Source organism: Micromonospora sp. WMMD1102 (assembly GCF_029626265.1).
Taxonomy (GTDB): domain Bacteria; phylum Actinomycetota; class Actinomycetes; order Mycobacteriales; family Micromonosporaceae; genus Plantactinospora.
The window spans coordinates 3662143-3678400 of record NZ_JARUBN010000001.1; the positions used below are offsets into that span (position 1 = coordinate 3662143).

Consider the following 16258-nt stretch of genomic DNA (forward strand, 5'->3'; position numbering starts at 1 on the left):
GGGGCGGGGTGGACCGGGCGGACGGATGCCCGGGAAACCGGTCGGCGGGAGCGGTCAGCCGTCGCCGAGCAGCGGCAGGATCTGGTCCAGGGCGTACGGGACGCTGAGCACGGTGCTGAACGAGAGCGCGGCACCGAGCGGCGGCTCCTCGTAGGGCAGGAAGACCGCCCGGTTCTGCTTGGCCACCTCCAGAGTGGCGTAGACCTTGTCCGACTTCACCCGGGGCTCGGCGCTGGCGTCCGAGGTGAGGAAGAGCAGCTTGTCGACGTCGACCAGGTCCAGTCGCTCGGAACCGATCTCGGCGGCGTACTCCTTGCCGGCCGCCTGCACGATGGTCTCCGGCACGGTGAAGCCGAGCTGGGTCATGAAGACCACCTTCGGGTCGCTCGGCGCGAAGACCGCGTACTTGCCGGCCTCGTACGGGTCGACCACCGCCACGCTCTTTCCGGCGAAGCCGGGGTGTTCCTGCCGGGCCCTGGCGAACCGGGCGTCGACGTCGGCGATCAGCTTCTCCGCCTGCTCGGCCCTGCCCAGCGCACGGCCGGCCTGCCGGGTCATCTCCTGCCAGGGCGCGGCGTAGTCGGCGAAGCCCTTCGGCTGGGCGACGGTCGGGGCGAGTTGGGAGAGCTTCTGGTACTGCTCCTGGGTCATCCCGGAGTAGAGCCCGATGATCAGGTCCGGCCGCAGCGCGGCGACCTTCTCCAGGTTGTAGTCGTCCCGCTCGCCGACGATCTCCGGCGGGGTGCTGCCCCACAGCGGCTGCGCCCAGGGCCACTTGCCGTACGGCCGCTCCAGGAACCAGTCGATCGCGCCGACCGGTACGACACCGAGGGCGAGCACCGGGTCCTGGTCGCTGAGGCCGAGCGTCACCACCCGGGTCGGCGCCTTGGTGATCTCGGTGCTGCCGTACTTGTGCTCGACCGTGACCGGGAACGTGCCGCCGGCGCTCGCCGACGTCGTCGGCTCCGCATCGTCGTAACCACGGCCGCAGCCGGCCAGGCCGAGTACGAGGACGGCCAGCGCCGCCGCCAGTCGGCCGAGCGGCCGGAAACGCGTGGTGCGGGCAGGTGTGGTGGACATCGGCTCCTCTTCGGGTTCTCGCGGCGTCCCGTCGCGCGGTACCGGCGGTCGGGCGGATCGGTGGGCGGATCGGTTCGGTGCGCCCGTCGCGGCGACGGGTCGCGACGCGACGGTGCGGACCGCGACGGTGCGGACCGCGGTCGCGCGACGTCGGGCCACGGCGCCCGGACGTCGGGTACGGCAACCGGCAGCCGGTTCCGATGACGGTGATAGTAAGGTAACCCTTACCTAACTTCAACCGCCTCGCCGGAACGGGCCTCCCGTCAGCCCCCGAACGGAACCTCCGCAAGCCCGGCAGGGGCCTGCCGTGCATCGACGCCGTAAACTAAGGTATACCTACCCTAAGAAGCGAATACCCTGCATATCAGTGACGACATGCCAGCAAAGACGGCGGACGGACATCACGGTGGACGAGGCGACAACGGACGAGGCGACGGCGGATCAGACATGAGGATTGCGTGACAACGGAGCAGGCCGTACCGGCGCGCCGACCCACACCCGTGCGGGCGACGGGTCGCCGCCGACCCACCCGTCCGGTGGGGCTCTTCCTCGTCGCCACCACCGTCCTGATCGTCCTCTGCCTGCTCTCCGTCGCGGTGGGCAGCCGGCAGATCCCGCCGGACCAGGTGATCCGGATCCTCGTCGACCGGACCGCCGGTGACACCGACCCGCAGATCGACGCGATCGTCTGGGGGGTACGCCTGCCGCGCACCGTGCTCGGCCTGCTGGTCGGGATGGCCCTCGGGCTCTCCGGCGCGCTGATGCAGGGGCTGACCCGCAACCCGCTGGCCGATCCCGGCCTGCTCGGCGTGACCGCCGGTGCCGCGCTCGGCATCGTCGTCGCGATCGGTTCGTTCGGCATCGCCACGCTCTACGGCTACATCTGGTTCGCTTTCGCCGGGGCACTGCTGGCCAGCGTGGTGGTCTACCTGCTCGGCGGGCTCGGCCGGGGCGGTTCCACCCCGGTCAAGGTGGCGCTGGCCGGGGTGGCGGTCACCTTCCTGCTCAACTCGGTGACCAGCGCGATCGTGCTGCGGGACCCGGACGCGCTGAACCGTTACCGGTTCTGGGCGGCCGGTTCGCTCTCCGGACCGGACTTCGGCACCATCGGCCAGCTGCTGCCGTTCCTGGCGGTAGGCGCCGTAGTCGCCCTGGCCACCGCCCCGGCACTGAACAGCCTCGCCCTCGGCGACGACGTCGCTGCCGCGCTCGGCCGCCGGGTCGGTCTGGTGCGCCTACAGGGCACCCTGGCGGTCACCCTGCTCGCCGGGGCGGCGGTCGCGGTCGCCGGGTCGATCGTCTTCGTCGGTCTGGTGGTGCCGCACGTCGCCCGGCTGATCACCGGCCCGAACCACCGCTGGCTGCTGCCGTTCACCATGGTGCTCGCGCCGAGCCTGCTGCTGCTGGCCGACATCGTCGGCCGGGTCGTCGCCCGGCCCAGCGAGGTCGGCGTCGGCGTCATCGCCGCGTTCATCGGCGGTCCGTTCTTCATCATGCTGGTCCGGCGCCGCCGGCTCGCGGAGCTCTGATCGGGTTGGCTCTGCTCGACCTGCGCCGCACCGGTGGCCGCACCGCGTTCCGGATCGGCCGGCCGCCCGTCTCCGGCGTACTCCGGGGGCGGCTGCTGGTCTGCTGCCTCGGGCTCGTCGCCGCCACGTTCGTGGTCTTCTGCGTCGGCATCGCCACCGGCGACTACCCGGTCAGTCCGCTGCGGGTGGTGCCCGCGCTCTGGGGTTCCGGCGACCCGGCGCAGGTCTTCATCGTGCGGGAACTGCGGCTGCCCCGGGCGCTGACCGGCGTCCTCGCCGGTGCCGCGTTCGCCGTCTCCGGGGCGGTCTTCCAGACCATCACCCGCAACCCGCTGGCCAGTCCGGACATGATCGGCATCAACGCCGGTGCCACCACCGCCGTGGTCGCCGGGATCGTGCTCGGCAGCGCCGGGCTGAGCCTGTCGGTGCTCGGCCTGGCCGGCGGGATGGGCACCGCCGCCCTGATCTACCTGCTCGCCTGGCGGCGCGGCGCCACCGGCTACCGGATCGTACTCGTCGGCATCGCCGTCTCCTGGATGTGCGCCAGCGCCACCGACTACCTGCTGACCCGGGCCCAGCTGGCCGAGGCCCAGGCGGCGCTCGGCTGGCTGGTCGGCAACCTCAGCGGGCGCGGTTGGGAGGCGGTCGGCCCGCTCTCCGTCGCGGTGCTGATCCTGCTGCCCGCCGGGATGCTGCTCGGGCGGTGGACCCGGACCCTGCACCTGGGCGACGAGGTGGCCCAGGGGCTCGGTACACCGGTGCAACTGGCCCGGCTCTGTCTGGTGGTCGTCGGCGTCGCGATGGTCGCGTTCGCCACCGCCGCCACCGGGCCGGTGCTCTTCGTGGCACTGGCCGCACCACAGATCGCCCAGCGGCTGGTGGGGCTCTCCGCGCCGCCGCTGCTGGCGTCCGCGCTGACCGGGGCGTTGATGGTCTCGGCCAGCGACCTGGTGGCCCGCTGGCTGATCCCGGGCGTCGACCTGCCGGTCGGCGTGGTCACCGGGGCGCTCGGCGCGGCGTTCCTGCTCTGGCTGCTCGTCCGAACCAATCGTGCCGGTTCTGGAGGCTGACAATGACCCTGGACCTGACCGTCGTCGACACCGCGCTCGACACCCCGCCGCCGAGCGCGGCCGGCCACCCCGAGCTGCGGGCCGAACGGCTGCGCCTGGCGTACGGCGAGCGGATCGTCGTGGACGACCTCGACCTGGTCGTTCCGGCCGGCCGGATCAGTGTGATCGTCGGCGCCAACGCCTGCGGCAAGTCGACCCTGCTCCGGGCGCTGGCCCGGCTGCTCAACCCGACGGCCGGCAGCGTCCGGCTCGACGGCCGGGCGATCCACTCGCTGCCCACCCGGCAGGTGGCCCGGCAGGTGGGGATCCTGCCGCAGGCACCGGTGGCACCGGACGGGCTGACCGTGCTCGACCTGGTCGGCCGGGGCCGCTCGCCGCACCAGACGTGGTGGCGGCAGTGGTCCGCCGACGACGAGCGGGCGGTCACCGAGGCGCTCGCCGCGACCGGCGTCACCGAACTGGCCGACCGGCCGGTCGACGAGCTCTCCGGTGGGCAGCGCCAGCGGGCCTGGATCGCCATGGCGGTGGCCCAGCAGACCCCGGTACTGCTGCTGGACGAGCCGACCACCTTCCTCGACCTGTCCCACCAGATCGACGTACTCGACCTGGTGGTGGACCTGAACCGGCGGGACGGCCGGACCGTGGTGATGGTGCTGCACGACCTCAACCAGGCGTGCCGGTACGCCGACCACGTGATCGCGATGAAGGGTGGCCGGATCGTCGCCCAGGGCGAGCCGTCCCGGGTGGTCACCGCCGAACTGGTCGACGAGGTCTTCGACGTACGGTGCGAGGTGAGCCTCGACCCGCTCACCGGTACCCCTCTGGTGATCCCGACCAGCCGGCACCATCCCCGGCCGATGGTGCCGGCCGGCACCTGACCGTCCGCCGGCACCCGACCCATCCGCTCCGCCGCGCCGACCGGCCCGCGCCGGCACCTGGGTCGACGGGTGGGGTGCGCGGTCAGGGAAGCGGGACCACGTAGGAGTCGACCTCTGCGATCAGGCCCTCCCGGAAGGTGAACAGGTCGCTGTAGGCGAACCGGAATGGGCCGTTCGCCCGGTGCTGCCCGATGCCGGTGCCGGTCACCACCACGTCGCCGGCCTCGACGGTGCGCTCGACGGTCAGCTCCGGGCTTCCCTCGAAGGCGGGGTTCTCGATCTCGTCGTCGAACTCGGCCTTGCCGTGCGTGGTGCGGAACCCGTGAATCGTCCAGACGACGTCCTCGGCCAGACAACCGAGGATGGCGCCGTGGTCGCTGCGCCGGAAGCCGTCCATGTAACGGTGCACGAGCTGTGTCTGCCGGGTCACTGTGTGCGCTCCCTGTCGGTGGTGCTGGTCAACTCACGGACCGCGCTCACTTCGCCGAGCCGGTCAGTTCGCGGAGTACGGCGTCGAGGCGTTCGAGGATGCCGGCCAGGCCGTTGCGGGCCTGCTCGGTCCGCAGTTCGGGGGGCAGTCGCCGCTGGTGGACCAGCAGCGTGGTGCCCGGTCCGGTCGGGTGCAGGCGGAGGTCGGTCGTGATGCCGGTGCGGGACTCGGCGAGCACCAGCCGGCTCGACGGCTCGACGATCTCGTACCGGAAGCACAGCCCCCGCCTGCTCCCGTCGGCGCCCTCGGTCTCCAGCTCGAACGTGCCGCCGACCCGGAGGTCGACGACCACCGAGGCGGGCGGGACGGTGGCGTGCCGGCCGCCCCAGAACGCCGCCAGGTGCTCCGGGGTGGTGAACACCTCCCACACCAGCGCGGGCTCGGCGTCGAGATATCGACGGGCGATCAACTGGTCGCCGTCGAGACGCACCTCGCCGGTCATCGGCGCTGCCCCGTCCCCACCGATGCCAGGTGCTCCTCCAGCCGGTCGAGGCGGGACTCCCACTCCCGCTGCTGCTCGTCGATCCAGCCGGTCAGCTCCCGCATGCGCTCGACGTTCAGCCGGCACGGCCGGCGCTGGCCGTCGACCCACTGCCGGACCAGCCCGGAGCGCCGGAGGATGCCGACGTGCCGGGAGACGGCCTGGTGTGTCAGGTCGAAGGGCTCGGCGAGCTCGCCCACGGTCGCGTCGCCCCGGGCGAGCCGGGCGACGATCGCCCGCCGGGTCCGGTGACTGAGGGCGGCGAAGACGGCGTCCAGATCGGCCTCGTCCTCGGCGTGGTCGGCGACTGTCACACCTCAAACCTATCCGCAACCAGTCCGTTGTACAAGCGTGTTGTTGAATGTCTTGCCGTAAGACGCACCGGGTGGCCCGAAGTGCAATCCCGCCGGCAGGCGCGGCACTTGCGAGCGCGGCGAACGGGCTCCTAGCCTCGGCGGCATGGAAAAATCAGCGCTTCTGAACGCCGTTGTGGAACAGACGGACACCTTTGCCGACTGGGTTCAGGGCCGAGACACGACGGCCCCGGTACCGACGTGTCCGAAGTGGACGCTGGCCGACCTTGTCGACCACGTCGGTGCGACGCAGCGTATGGTGGCGATGCTCGTGGGTGAGCGGATGTCCGAGCCGAGCAGGGCATTCGCCGGCTACACCCGGCCCCGACGGATTCGGCCCAGTGGCGCGGGTGGCTGACCGACGGCGCGGCAGAGGCGAAGCGGGCGTTCGAATCGGTGGCCGACGACACGCCGGTGTGGGATCCGTCCGGTGCCGCCGCGGGCGTGCCGTTCTGGTCACGTCGGCTGTTCGGCGAGGCCTGTGTGCATCGCGCGGACGCCGCTGCGGCGCTCGGCCTGCCGTACGAGCTGGCGCCGGAGAACGCCGTCGCGGCCATCGAGGACTGGCTGGACACGATGACCTCTCGCGGCTACTGGGAGAACAGGCCGGAGTTCGCCGCCGCGATGCGCGGCAACGGCCAGACCCTGCACTTCCACCCGACCGACGCGCCCGGAGAGTGGCTGGCACGCCGGGAAGCGGACATGGTCGTCCTGGAACGCGCCCACGGCAAGGCGGACGTCGCGGTACGCGGCCCGGCCACCGAACTACTGCTCGTGCTCAGCAGGCGTCGTCCGCTGGCGGCGGCCACCGAGCTGGAGGTCCACGGCGATCGGGCACTGCTCGACCACTGGCTCGAGCACATGAACTGGGTCACCGACTGACCGAGTCCGGAAGGAGAAGGGTTGCCTCGCCGGCTGGCCACCCGGTCGGCCGGCCTGACAGTTCACCCTGCCCGTTGCCGGCCCAGCGGCGCCGACCGGCCTTGACAGGTCACCGAGCCCGGGGCCGACTCAGCGGCTCCGGCGGACGCCCGGTGTACGCCCACTCCCCCAACGCCGAGCGGTCCACCAGCCCGATCCCCAGCTCGCGGGCCAGCCGCAACCCGTCGCCGGCCGCGAAGAACCCGTTGGTGACGATCACGCAGATCTCGCCCCGGTGGATGCTGCGGCAGGTACCGGCGAAGCGCTGGACCGCAGCGCTGCCCACCCGGTTCGCCGGGCTGTGCCGCTTGCACTGCACCACGATCCGGCGACCGTCCGGGGAGATCGCCGTGATGTCCGCGCCCCGGTCGGCGGCGCCGCCGCAGACCGCCACCCGGGAGAAGCCCGACCTGCGCAGCAGCGCGGCAACCCAGTCCTCGAACTCCGCGCCGGTCATCGTGTCGGTCGCCTCGACCCGGCGGGCGCGTAGCGCCGCGTCGGCCTCGACCTGGAACCGTGCCCGGACCAGCAGGACGACGATCGTTGCCCCGGCCGCCAGCACGGCCACCGCGATGACCAGCGACCAGACCGGTTGACGCTGGACGAAGTCGACGACCAGCCAGGCGAGCACCAGCCCGCCGACCGTACCGCCGAGCCACCAGCCCGAGCGGTCCGGCGCCCGGCCGGCGGCCCGGCGGCGGCGGGCGTACGGGCGTCGTGGGCGGAAGCGTCGGGTGCGGGACCGGTAGTGTCCCCGTACCCGCGTGCCGTCCCGGCGGGTGTACGACCGTACTCGCGGCATCCGGTCCCTTCCGGTCTGGACTCCACCGTTGGCGAACTGGACCTTCGAGGGTATCCACCTCGGACAACTCGCCCGGGTCGACGACGGTCGGGCCGACGGGTAGCCGAGTGGACACGTCCGGCGGTGGTCGGTGCGGCGCCACTAGACTGGGCCGTCCGTGGTCGGGCGACCGGTGAGGACGGCGATGACCTACTACGTGGAGATTCCGGTCGACGACGACAGCACGGTGCTGGTCGAGGTGACCCACCAGGTCACCGGGGTCGCACCGGCCGGCCGGTCCCGGGAGGTGGTGACCCGGCTGACGGAAACCTTCGGCGAGGCGTTCGACCGGTTCCACCGGCTGGCCAGGAGCGCGGCGGCGCAGGCCCGGGACGCGGGCGGGGCGGACCGGGTGGCGATCGAATTCGGTCTCAAGGTCGCCGCGAAGGGCGGCTTCGTGGTCGCCGAGACCACCGGCGAGGCGCACATGAAGGTCACCTTCGAGTGGAACCGTGCCGCCGCACCGGCGCCGGTCCGCACGGAAGCCGAGCAGAACGGCGCCGGGGAGGGGAGCCCGGAGCGGGAGTCCCCGTCGACGGAGGCGTCCCCGTCCAGCACTACCGGCTGACCGGTCGCCCACCGCTCCGAGCCCGGCGGGCCAACAGCCGGCGGACCCGGTCGACCAGCGGCCAACGGGCCGGGCCGGTCGGCAGCTGGCGTGCCCGGCCGGTCGGCAGCCAACGGGCCCGGCCGGTCGGCAGCCAACGGGCCCAGCGGGTCAGCAGCCAGCCGGACAGGGCCAGGTCGAACAGCGCGCCCGGGACCTTGGTCTTGGTGGCCAGGCCGAGGCTGTCCGGCAGAGTGAGGAAGACCAGCCCGGCGGAGCCGGCGTCGAGCACGGTGCCCAGCCGTCCCCGGGGTGTGCGGGTGGCGGCGAGCACGGCGATCCCGGCGAGGACATACCAGGGGTAGCAGACCGGACCGAGCAACGCGGTGGCGAGCAGGGCCACCCCGGCGCCGGGCACGGCGGCAGCGACGCCGCCGAGCATCGCCCGGCGCCAGGCGAGCAACAGGACGGTGCCGAGCGCCAGCAGGCCCGCCAGCCGGGCGGTCTCGACAGCGCCGCCGAACGCCTCGGGGTGCCCCGCCGCCCGCAGGGCGTAGCCGACCGCCATCCCGACCCCGGTCGGGATGGACGGCCACTGGACGTTGCCGGCGGTCGCCGGCCAGCTCCGGACGAATCCGAGGCCGTACCCGGTGACGCCGGCCAGCAGCAGAACGGTGCCGAGGGTCGCCCCGGCCAGGACCGCGCCGGCCGCGACCTGGCGCCGGCCGGTCCGCGCCCAGGGGACCACGGCGACCGCGAACGGCAGCACCACCAGGGCGGTGGCCTTGACCGAGGCCGCGGCCCCGAAGGCGGCACCGGCCACGGCCATCCGGCCGACGACGGTACGCAGCTCGACCGCGGCCAGCAGCCCGAGTACGACCAGCCCGGCGAGGAAGGCGTCGTTGTGTGCTCCGGAGACGACGTGCACCAGCGGCAGCGGCCCGATCGCCCCGAGCCAGACCACCCGGGCCGGGTTCCCGCCGCAGTGCCGGGCCAGTCGGGCACCCGCGGCGGTGGCCAGCAGTACGCCGGCGACCGCCACCAGCCGGAGCAGGGTGACGGCGAGCGGCAGGACCCCGTCCGCCACGCTCGCGGCGAAACCCTCGACGGCCAGCCAGAGCGAGCCGTACGGTGCGGGTGCGTCCCGCCACATCGGCGAGACCGACTCCAGCCACCGGCAGGGCAGCCCCGCCGGCCCCACGGCGTACGGGTCCAGCCCTGCCCGGACGATCTCCCCCTGGCAGGCGTACGCGTAGACGTCGGTACTGCCCAGCGGCGGCGCCAGCAGCAGCGGTACGGCCCAGAGCGCTCCGGTGCCCAGCAGCCAGCCCGGTGTGACGTCGGCCTGCCGCAGTCGCCACCAGGCGGCGGCGAGTCCACCGGCACCGGCCAGCCACAGTCCGATCCCGACCGCCCAGCCGGCTCCCCGCCCGGCGCCCGGCCCGGCCAGCTGGGCGCTGGCCGCCATCAGCACACTGCCGAGCAGCCCGACCCCGCGCAGCCGGGCCGAAGACGGCCGCCCGCGCAGCCAGGCCGACGACAGCCTCCCCCGCGACGGGGCCGGTGACAGGCGCTCGCGCATCCGGGCAGGCTCACCCGGGCAGGTGAACGTCCGCCCCGCCCCGGCCTACCTTCGGGCGAACTTCCGCCGACGCCCGCACGTCCCGCGAAGGCGGCTCGGCGCGGTGCTCCCACCCGCCCCGACCGGCGCGGTGCCCCGCCCGGCCTAGACGAACTCGGGATGCGGGGTGGGGACGGCCGAGCGGGTGGAGATCGAGTCGAGGATCTCGGCGGCCCGTACGGCGGTGTTGGAGAGCAGTGACGAGGAGATGCCGTGGCTGTGCTCGGTGCCGCCCTGGAGGTAGATGCCGGCCCGGACCTCGGGGCGGGTCCGCAGCCGGTAGTCCCGGTCCACCAGGGCCCGTCCGGCGTCGTCGCGCAGGCACACCTCGGCCACCTCGCCGAGCAGGTCGAACGGGTCGACCGGCCGGTATCCGGTGGCGAAGACCGCCACGTCGGCGTCGAGCACCGTCCTCTCCCGGCTGACCAGCGACTCGACCACCATCCGCACCCCGTCCGGAGTGCGGACGGTCTCGACCGGGCGGGTCAGGTTGAGCATCCGGAGCCGTTCGACGCCGCGTACCTTCTCCTGGTAGACGCGCCGGTACAGCTCGTCGATGAGTTCGGCGTCGACGACGGAGTAGTTGGTGTTGCCGTGGTAGGCGAGCATCATCTCCTTCACCTCCGGCGGGGCGGTGAAGTACTCCTGCACGGCGGCCGGGTCGAAGATCCGGTTGGCGAAGGAGCTGTCGTCGGCCGGGCTGTAGCCGTACCGGGAGAAGACCGCGCAGACCTCGGCGGCGGGGAACTCGCGGTGCAGGTGGTCGACGGCCTCCGCGGCGCTCTGGCCGGCGCCGACCACGACGAACCGGGTCGGCTCGGACGGCACCAGGCCGCGCAGGTTGGACAGCAGGTCCCGGCTGTGCCAGACCCGGGTGTCGGCGGTGACCCCGGCCGGCAGGTACGGCCGCAGCCCCACCCCGAGCACCAGGTTGCGGGCCCGGTAGCTGACCGGCGCGGCGGAGCAGGGTCCGGCCTGGGCCAGTACCTCGAAGTGGTCGAGTTCGCCGTCGCGCCAGACCGGGCGTACGTCCACCACGTCGTGCCCGTACCGGACCATGTCGTCGACCTGGGCCGCCGCCCATTCGAGGTAGTCGTGGAACTCGACCCGGGACGGGAAGAGGTTCTTGTGGTTGATGAAGTCGATCAGCCGCCCCCGGCTCTGCAGGTAGCAGAGGAAACTGAACCCGCTGGCCGGGTTGCGCAGCGTCACCAGGTCCTTGAGGAACGACACCTGCATGGTGGCGTCGTCGAGCAGCATCCCCCGGTGCCAGCCGAAGCGGGGCTGGCGCTCCAGGAAGACCGCGCTGTCGACTCCGCCGGGGCCGGCGGCGCCCTCCCGGATGGCGATGGCCAGGGCGAGGTTCGACGGACCGAAGCCGATGCCGAGGAGGTCGTGGACGTGCCGATCGTCGCTGCGATTGGTTAGTGACATACCTGTCCCATCAGTCTGCCGGCCGGTCGGCGGCGTGGTGGAGGACTGGATCCCGCTTCGGACCCGGTGCGGCTGGCGCGGACGGTCGACCATCCGTGGCATTTAGGTTAGGCTAACCTACACCAAGGTCAAGAACAATATGGACCGCCTGGCCAGTGCAGCGAAGAGGAGACCGTCGATGCGGGTTGTGATGTTCGGCTACCAGACCTGGGGGCACCGCACCCTTCAGGCGCTGCTGGATTCCGAGCACGAGGTGACCCTCGTCGTCACGCATCCGCCCAGCGAGCACGCCTACGAGAAGATCTGGGACGACTCGGTCGCCGAACTGGCCGGCAAGCACGAGGTACCGGTGCTGCTGCGCAAGCGCCCCGGCGACCCCGAGCTGATGGAGCGGCTCCGGCAGGCGGCGCCCGACGTGATCGTGGCGACGAACTGGCGTACCTGGATCCCGCCGGAGATCTTCGACCTGCCCCGGTACGGCACGCTCAACGTGCACGACTCGCTGCTGCCCGCGTACGCCGGATTCAGTCCGCTGATCTGGGCACTGCTCAACGGCGAGCGCGAGGTCGGGGTCACCGCGCACCTGATGGACGAGAGCCTGGACGCGGGCGACATCGTGCTGCAACGCGCCGTGCCGGTCGGCCCCACCGACACCACCACCGACCTGTTCCACCGCACCCTGGAGCTGTTCGGCCCGATCACCGTGGACGGGCTGGCGCTGATCGCCTCCGGCCGCACCGACTGGACCCCGCAGGACCGCTCCAGGGCGAGCTTCTTCCACAAGCGTTCGATCGAGGAGAGCCGGATCGACTGGAGCTGGCCCGCCGAGGAGATCGAGCGGCTGGTCCGGGCGCAGTCCGACCCGTACCCGAACGCCTTCACCCACCACGACGGTGCGCGACTGCGGATCGTGGCCGCCCGGGTCTCCGAGGGCCGCTACGGCGGCACGCCCGGCCGGATCTTCTATCGGGAGGGCGACGGCGTGGTGATCGTGGCCGGCGCCGACGCGCGGCGCGGCCACCGACCCGGCCTGGCGGTCACCCGGGTACGCACCGACGACGGCCAGGAGTACGCCGCCGGCGACTACTTCCGGACCATGGGCGGCTACCTGACCCGCTATCCGGACGGCCGGCTCTAGCCCGGCGGCCCGCCCGAACCGGTCCCGGCTCTGGGGACCGGTCCCGGAGCGCCAGAGCGCGGCCCGGAGCGCCGACCGGCCACCGGTGGCGACCGTCCTCGGACACTCCCGCGCTCCCCGAGGACGACCGCCACCGGCTGTCGGCGGCCCTCGCCTACATAGCGTTACCGGACGCCCGGCTCCACTGTCAACGTCCCGGCCACCGCGTCGATGGTGGCCCGGGCACCGAGCGGGACGGTGAGCTGCCCGTTGCCGTGCCCGAGGCAGAGCCCGCCCAGCACCGGTACGCCGAGGTCGGAGAGGCGGTCCGTGAGCACCTCCGCCGCGCTCCACTCCCCCGGGTTGCCGACGCTGTTGGTGACCTGCCCGATCGCCACCCCGGCGACCCGACCCAGCACGCCGACCCGGCGCAGCTCGGTCAACATCCGGTCGTAGCTGTACGGCGCCTCGTCCACGTCCTCGAAGAACAGGATCGCACCGTCGAGGTCCGGGAAGTCCTTCGCGCCGAGCGAGGTGGAGAGCAGGGTCAGGCAGCCGCCGAGCAGTCGGCCGGTGGCCCGGCCGGGCACCAGGACCGGGGCGGCCGTCTCGGCCGGGTCACGGTTGACCACCACCGGCTCGGTGGTCATCACCGCCCGGCGCCACGCCTCGGCTGACTCCGGCCCGGTGCGGGTGTCGCTCCAGTTGACCATCGGACCGTAGAAGCCGACCAGACCGACCTCCCGCCACAGCCGGCCGTGCAGGCTGGTGATGTCGCTGAACCCGACCACCACCTTCGGGTCACGCCGCAGTCGGGACAGGTCGATCCGGTCCACGATCCGCTGGGTGCCGTAGCCACCCCGGGCGGCGAAGACGGCTCGGATCCCCGGGTCGGTCAGCGCGTCGTCCAGGTCGGCCAGCCGCTGCTCGTCGGTGCCGGCGAGGTAGCCGTACCGGGCGTAGACGTGCTCGCCCAGCTCCACCTCAAGGCCCCAGCCGCGCAGGATCTCGATGCCCCGGGCCATCAGGGTGGGGTTCGGGGTGCCGCCCGGCGACACCACCCGGACCCGGTCACCGGGGACCAACGCCCTGGCCCGGACCGGCGTCCGCACCCGGCCCGGCACCGCCCGGGCAGCCTGCGCCGGGTCCCCGGCGCTGGCGGCCAGCACCGTACCGCCGGCGGCGACCGCGCCGGCCCGCAACATGTTCCGACGGGACAGCGCCGCACCGCCGCCCCTCGGGATACCTTCGTCGACGAACTCGGGATCTCGCATCGGCGTCCTCTCCGTCGTGACGGTGCCGGCGTTCCTGGCCGGCACGCCGTCGAATGGGGCCGATGCTATTGACCGTCCACAAGCGATCCGGCCCGGGACGCCTTCGACCTCTGCCCCGCACGACCGGTCAGACAGCCGTCGTACGAGGACAGCCGGTCATAGGACGGACAGCCGGTCAAACGACGGACGGCAGCCGTCGTACGGGGTCGAACAGGACGTCCGGGCCGGATCCTCCCGGCCGGTACCCGAGCGGACAAGCCCGGCGGGTCGGTTCCCGCGTTCGGCACCGCCGCCGGCCCGGCCGTGCCTAGGCTGGCGTCGACAGGCATGGCCGCGCTCGGTCGAAGGCGAAGGGGGCTGCCGTGACGAATGTCGTCCGGCGTCCCACCCCGGCCGACCCGGCCCCGCACCTGGCGAACAGCGCGGACGTCCCGAGTTCGGTGATGCGTACCCAGCCGCCGGAACTCGGTCCCGACGCGGTCGCGGTCGTCGAGGGCCGGTCGTTCATGGTGAGCGACGCCGCCGGGGACGTACCGGTCGGCACCATCGGCGGCCTGGTGCACGACGACACCCGGCTGCTCAACCAGTGGGAGCTGACCCTCGGCGGGGCGCCGCTGCTGATCCTCAGCTCGGGACTTGTCGACGACGACTCGGCGGCCTTCTTCCTCACCAACTCGGACCTGCCGCAGGTGCCGACGAACAGCGTCGGGGTACGCCGGCAGCGGTTCGTCAGCGACGCGATGCGGGAGCGGATCGAGCTGGAGTGCTTCGCCAACGAGGTGCCGTCGGTCCAGCTCCGGCTGCGGGTCGGCACCGACTTCGCGGACCTGTTCGAGATCAAGCAGCGGGTACGGGACCGCTCGGCGAGCATCGTCCGCGAGCACTCGGCCGACGGCTCCCGGCTCTGCTTCAGCTACCGCAACGCGGAGTTCACCGCGATCACCGAGATCCTGGTGTCGCCACCGGCCGACCGGATCGAGGAGAACGACCTGGTCTGGGACCTGCGGCTGGAGCCGGGTCTGCGCTGGGAGGCCGAGTTGGCCGTGGCGCTGCCCCGCCGGCCGACCGAGCTGGCGTCCCTGCACCGCCGGTTCGGCCGGGGCTTCGACCTGGTCGGCGAGGACCCGACGCACAGCTGGCAGGCCGACTGCCCCGACCAGGAACTCGACTCCGACCTGCTCGACCGGGTGCTGCACAAGTCCAAGATGGACCTGGTGGCACTGCGGATCGAGCAGCGCATCGGCGGCGAGACGATCGTGCTGCCGGCCGCCGGCCTGCCGTGGTTCCTCACCGTGTTCGGCCGGGACTCGCTGGTCACGGCGTACCAGTCGCTGTCGTTGGGGCCCCGGCTGGCCCGGGGCGCCCTCCGGTCGCTGGCGAACTACCAGGGCAGCCGGGTGGACGACTTCCGGGACGAGGAGCCCGGGAAGATCCTGCACGAGGTACGCAGCGGCGAGCTGACCCGGACCGGCGAGAAGCCGCACAACCCGTACTACGGCACCTCCGACGCCACCCAGCTCTGGCTGATCCTGCTCTCCGAGTACTGGCGGTGGACGCTCGACGACGACTTCGTGCGCCGGTGCCGGGACAACGTGCACGCCGCGCTGCGTTGGATCGACCACTACGGCGACCTCGACCAGGACGGGTACGTCGAGTACGCCACCCGTTCGCCGCAGGGGCTCGGCAACCACTGCTGGCGGGACTCCGCCGACGGGATCGCCTACTCCGACGGCACCATCCCGGTGCTGCCGATCGCGACCTGCGAGATCCAGGGCTACACCTACGACGCGAAGCTCCGGGTCGCCGAACTCGCCGACGGCCCGCTGCGCGACCCGGAGCTGGCCGAACGACTGCGCGCCGACGCGCACCAGCTCCGGGAACGGTTCAACCGGGACTTCTGGCTCGACGGGCGCGGCGGGTACTACGCGGTCGGCCTGGACGGGGACAAACGGCCGATCGACTCGATGACCTCCAACATGGGGCAGCTGCTCTGGAGCGGCATCGTGCCGCCGGACCGGGCCCGGGTGGTCGCCGGACAGCTTCTCGCCCCGCACATGTTCTCCGGCTGGGGCATCCGGACCACCTCCACCACCGACCGGTGCTACAACCCGATCGGCTACCACAGCGGCACGGTCTGGCCGCACGACAACTCGCTGATCGCGTACGGGCTGGCCCGGTACGGCTTCCGCGAGGAGGCGAACCGGGTCATCCTGGGGATGCTGGCGGCGGCGGACTTCTCCGCGCACCGGCTGCCGGAGGCGTTCGCCGGCTACGACCGCTCGTACGGGCGCAAGCCGGTGCCGTACCCGACCGCCTGCACCCCGCAGGCCTGGGCCAGCGCGGCTCCGGCGCTGTTCGTGCGTACCCTGCTCGGGCTGGAGGCCCGCAACGGTGAGGTGCGGCTCGACCCGCACCTGCCGGCCGACCTGGGGCGGATCAGGCTCAGCCGGTTGCAGGCATTCGGCAAGTGCTGGGACCTGGAGGCGATCGGCAACCAGGGCCACGTACGGCTGACAACCGGGTGACCGGCGCGGCACCGGGTTGGGCAGCGGCGGGGCACCGGGCTGGGCAGCGGCGCGGCACCCGAAGCGAGCAGATGCGGAGCGTACCTGCGGATCACCG

16 protein-coding genes are annotated in these 16258 nt (G+C 72.7%); 8 read left to right on the forward strand and 8 right to left on the reverse strand.

The features are described 5' to 3' along the window. Positions 1-54: 54 nt before the first annotated feature. Positions 55-1080 carry an iron-siderophore ABC transporter substrate-binding protein gene (locus tag O7626_RS16310; protein WP_278062016.1) on the reverse strand — a complete coding sequence of 342 codons (1026 nt, stop codon included), beginning with the start codon at positions 1078-1080 and terminating at the stop codon, positions 55-57. 458 nt (positions 1081-1538) lie between these two features. Here O7626_RS16310 and O7626_RS16315 point away from each other — a divergent pair, with 458 nt between their 5' ends. The 3 genes from O7626_RS16315 to O7626_RS16325 are packed head-to-tail and all read left to right on the forward strand — an operon-like array spanning position 1539 to position 4557. Further along, a complete protein-coding gene (locus O7626_RS16315; RefSeq protein ID WP_278062017.1) occupies positions 1539-2609 on the forward strand; it encodes an iron ABC transporter permease in 1071 nt (356 codons plus the stop codon). A gap of 5 nt (positions 2610-2614) precedes the next feature. Next, positions 2615-3679: an iron chelate uptake ABC transporter family permease subunit gene (locus O7626_RS16320; protein WP_278062018.1), complete on the forward strand. Its 1065-nt coding sequence runs from the start codon at positions 2615-2617 to the stop codon at positions 3677-3679. Positions 3680-3681: 2 nt separating this feature from the next. Further along, positions 3682-4557 carry an ABC transporter ATP-binding protein gene (locus O7626_RS16325; RefSeq protein WP_278062019.1) on the forward strand — a complete coding sequence of 292 codons (876 nt, stop codon included), beginning with the start codon at positions 3682-3684 and terminating at the stop codon, positions 4555-4557. A gap of 82 nt (positions 4558-4639) precedes the next feature. On the opposite strand, the gene O7626_RS16330 is transcribed toward O7626_RS16325, so the two are convergent. From O7626_RS16330 to O7626_RS16340, 3 genes are read right to left on the reverse strand one after another with little or no spacing between them, the layout of a single operon-like run. Continuing rightward, positions 4640-4987 carry a nuclear transport factor 2 family protein gene (locus O7626_RS16330; protein WP_278062020.1) on the reverse strand — a complete coding sequence of 116 codons (348 nt, stop codon included), beginning with the start codon at positions 4985-4987 and terminating at the stop codon, positions 4640-4642. A 46-nt stretch (positions 4988-5033) separates the two neighbouring features. After that, on the reverse strand, positions 5034-5489 hold the full coding sequence (locus O7626_RS16335) for an SRPBCC domain-containing protein (protein ID WP_278062021.1): 456 nt from the start codon (positions 5487-5489) through the stop codon (positions 5034-5036). Then, complete coding sequence (locus O7626_RS16340; RefSeq protein WP_278062022.1) at positions 5486-5842, reverse strand: metalloregulator ArsR/SmtB family transcription factor; 357 nt, start codon at positions 5840-5842, stop codon at positions 5486-5488. The genes O7626_RS16335 and O7626_RS16340 overlap by 4 nt, the downstream gene beginning before the upstream one ends. 145 nt (positions 5843-5987) lie before the next feature. Here O7626_RS16340 and O7626_RS16345 point away from each other — a divergent pair, with 145 nt between their 5' ends. Both O7626_RS16345 and O7626_RS16350 read left to right on the forward strand, forming a co-directional pair. After that, complete coding sequence (locus O7626_RS16345) at positions 5988-6239, forward strand: maleylpyruvate isomerase N-terminal domain-containing protein (RefSeq protein WP_278062023.1); 252 nt, start codon at positions 5988-5990, stop codon at positions 6237-6239. Positions 6240-6277: 38 nt separating this feature from the next. Then, positions 6278-6763 carry a hypothetical protein gene (locus tag O7626_RS16350; RefSeq protein ID WP_278062024.1) on the forward strand — a complete coding sequence of 162 codons (486 nt, stop codon included), beginning with the start codon at positions 6278-6280 and terminating at the stop codon, positions 6761-6763. A gap of 109 nt (positions 6764-6872) precedes the next feature. Here O7626_RS16350 and O7626_RS16355 read toward each other — a convergent pair whose 3' ends face one another. Then, positions 6873-7604: a restriction endonuclease gene (locus tag O7626_RS16355; RefSeq protein WP_278062026.1), complete on the reverse strand. Its 732-nt coding sequence runs from the start codon at positions 7602-7604 to the stop codon at positions 6873-6875. 184 nt (positions 7605-7788) lie between these two features. Here O7626_RS16355 and O7626_RS16360 point away from each other — a divergent pair, with 184 nt between their 5' ends. Then, the gene (locus tag O7626_RS16360) at positions 7789-8211 is read left to right on the forward strand and encodes a CU044_2847 family protein (RefSeq protein ID WP_278062027.1); all 423 of its coding nucleotides are present in this window, start codon (positions 7789-7791) and stop codon (positions 8209-8211) included. Here O7626_RS16360 and mptB read toward each other — a convergent pair. Together mptB and O7626_RS16370 are read right to left on the reverse strand one after the other, a co-directional pair. Then, positions 8201-9772 (reverse strand): polyprenol phosphomannose-dependent alpha 1,6 mannosyltransferase MptB, encoded by a 1572-nt coding sequence (gene mptB / locus O7626_RS16365; protein ID WP_278062028.1) that lies wholly within the window; start codon positions 9770-9772, stop codon positions 8201-8203. The two genes, O7626_RS16360 and mptB, sit on opposite strands and share 11 nt — an antisense overlap. A gap of 144 nt (positions 9773-9916) precedes the next feature. Then, the gene (locus O7626_RS16370; RefSeq protein ID WP_278062029.1) at positions 9917-11245 is read right to left on the reverse strand and encodes a SidA/IucD/PvdA family monooxygenase; all 1329 of its coding nucleotides are present in this window, start codon (positions 11243-11245) and stop codon (positions 9917-9919) included. 178 nt (positions 11246-11423) lie between these two features. Between O7626_RS16370 and O7626_RS16375 the strand changes: the two genes are divergently transcribed. Continuing rightward, the gene (locus O7626_RS16375) at positions 11424-12383 is read left to right on the forward strand and encodes a methionyl-tRNA formyltransferase (protein ID WP_278062030.1); all 960 of its coding nucleotides are present in this window, start codon (positions 11424-11426) and stop codon (positions 12381-12383) included. Positions 12384-12547: 164 nt separating this feature from the next. Here the strand turns inward: O7626_RS16375 and O7626_RS16380 are convergent, their stop codons facing one another. After that, positions 12548-13636, reverse strand: coding sequence for an LD-carboxypeptidase (locus O7626_RS16380; RefSeq protein ID WP_278062031.1), 1089 nt, complete (start codon positions 13634-13636; stop codon positions 12548-12550). A 362-nt stretch (positions 13637-13998) separates the two neighbouring features. On the opposite strand from O7626_RS16380, the gene O7626_RS16385 reads away from it, so the two are divergent. Beyond that, positions 13999-16161 (forward strand): glycogen debranching N-terminal domain-containing protein, encoded by a 2163-nt coding sequence (locus O7626_RS16385; RefSeq protein WP_278062032.1) that lies wholly within the window; start codon positions 13999-14001, stop codon positions 16159-16161. Positions 16162-16258: the final 97 nt, after the last annotated feature.

Coding starts and splice junctions, on each gene's coding strand:
- O7626_RS16375 (WP_278062030.1), top strand. CDS start 11,424: ATGCGGGTTGTGATGTTCGGCTACCAGACCTGGGGGCACCGCACCCTT.
- O7626_RS16325 (WP_278062019.1), top strand. CDS start 3,682: ATGACCCTGGACCTGACCGTCGTCGACACCGCGCTCGACACCCCGCCG.
- O7626_RS16355 (WP_278062026.1), bottom strand. CDS start 7,604: ATGCCGCGAGTACGGTCGTACACCCGCCGGGACGGCACGCGGGTACGG.
- mptB (WP_278062028.1), bottom strand. CDS start 9,772: ATGCGCGAGCGCCTGTCACCGGCCCCGTCGCGGGGGAGGCTGTCGTCG.
- O7626_RS16310 (WP_278062016.1), bottom strand. CDS start 1,080: ATGTCCACCACACCTGCCCGCACCACGCGTTTCCGGCCGCTCGGCCGA.
- O7626_RS16380 (WP_278062031.1), bottom strand. CDS start 13,636: ATGCGAGATCCCGAGTTCGTCGACGAAGGTATCCCGAGGGGCGGCGGT.
- O7626_RS16345 (WP_278062023.1), top strand. CDS start 5,988: ATGGAAAAATCAGCGCTTCTGAACGCCGTTGTGGAACAGACGGACACC.
- O7626_RS16360 (WP_278062027.1), top strand. CDS start 7,789: ATGACCTACTACGTGGAGATTCCGGTCGACGACGACAGCACGGTGCTG.
- O7626_RS16370 (WP_278062029.1), bottom strand. CDS start 11,245: ATGTCACTAACCAATCGCAGCGACGATCGGCACGTCCACGACCTCCTC.
- O7626_RS16335 (WP_278062021.1), bottom strand. CDS start 5,489: ATGACCGGCGAGGTGCGTCTCGACGGCGACCAGTTGATCGCCCGTCGA.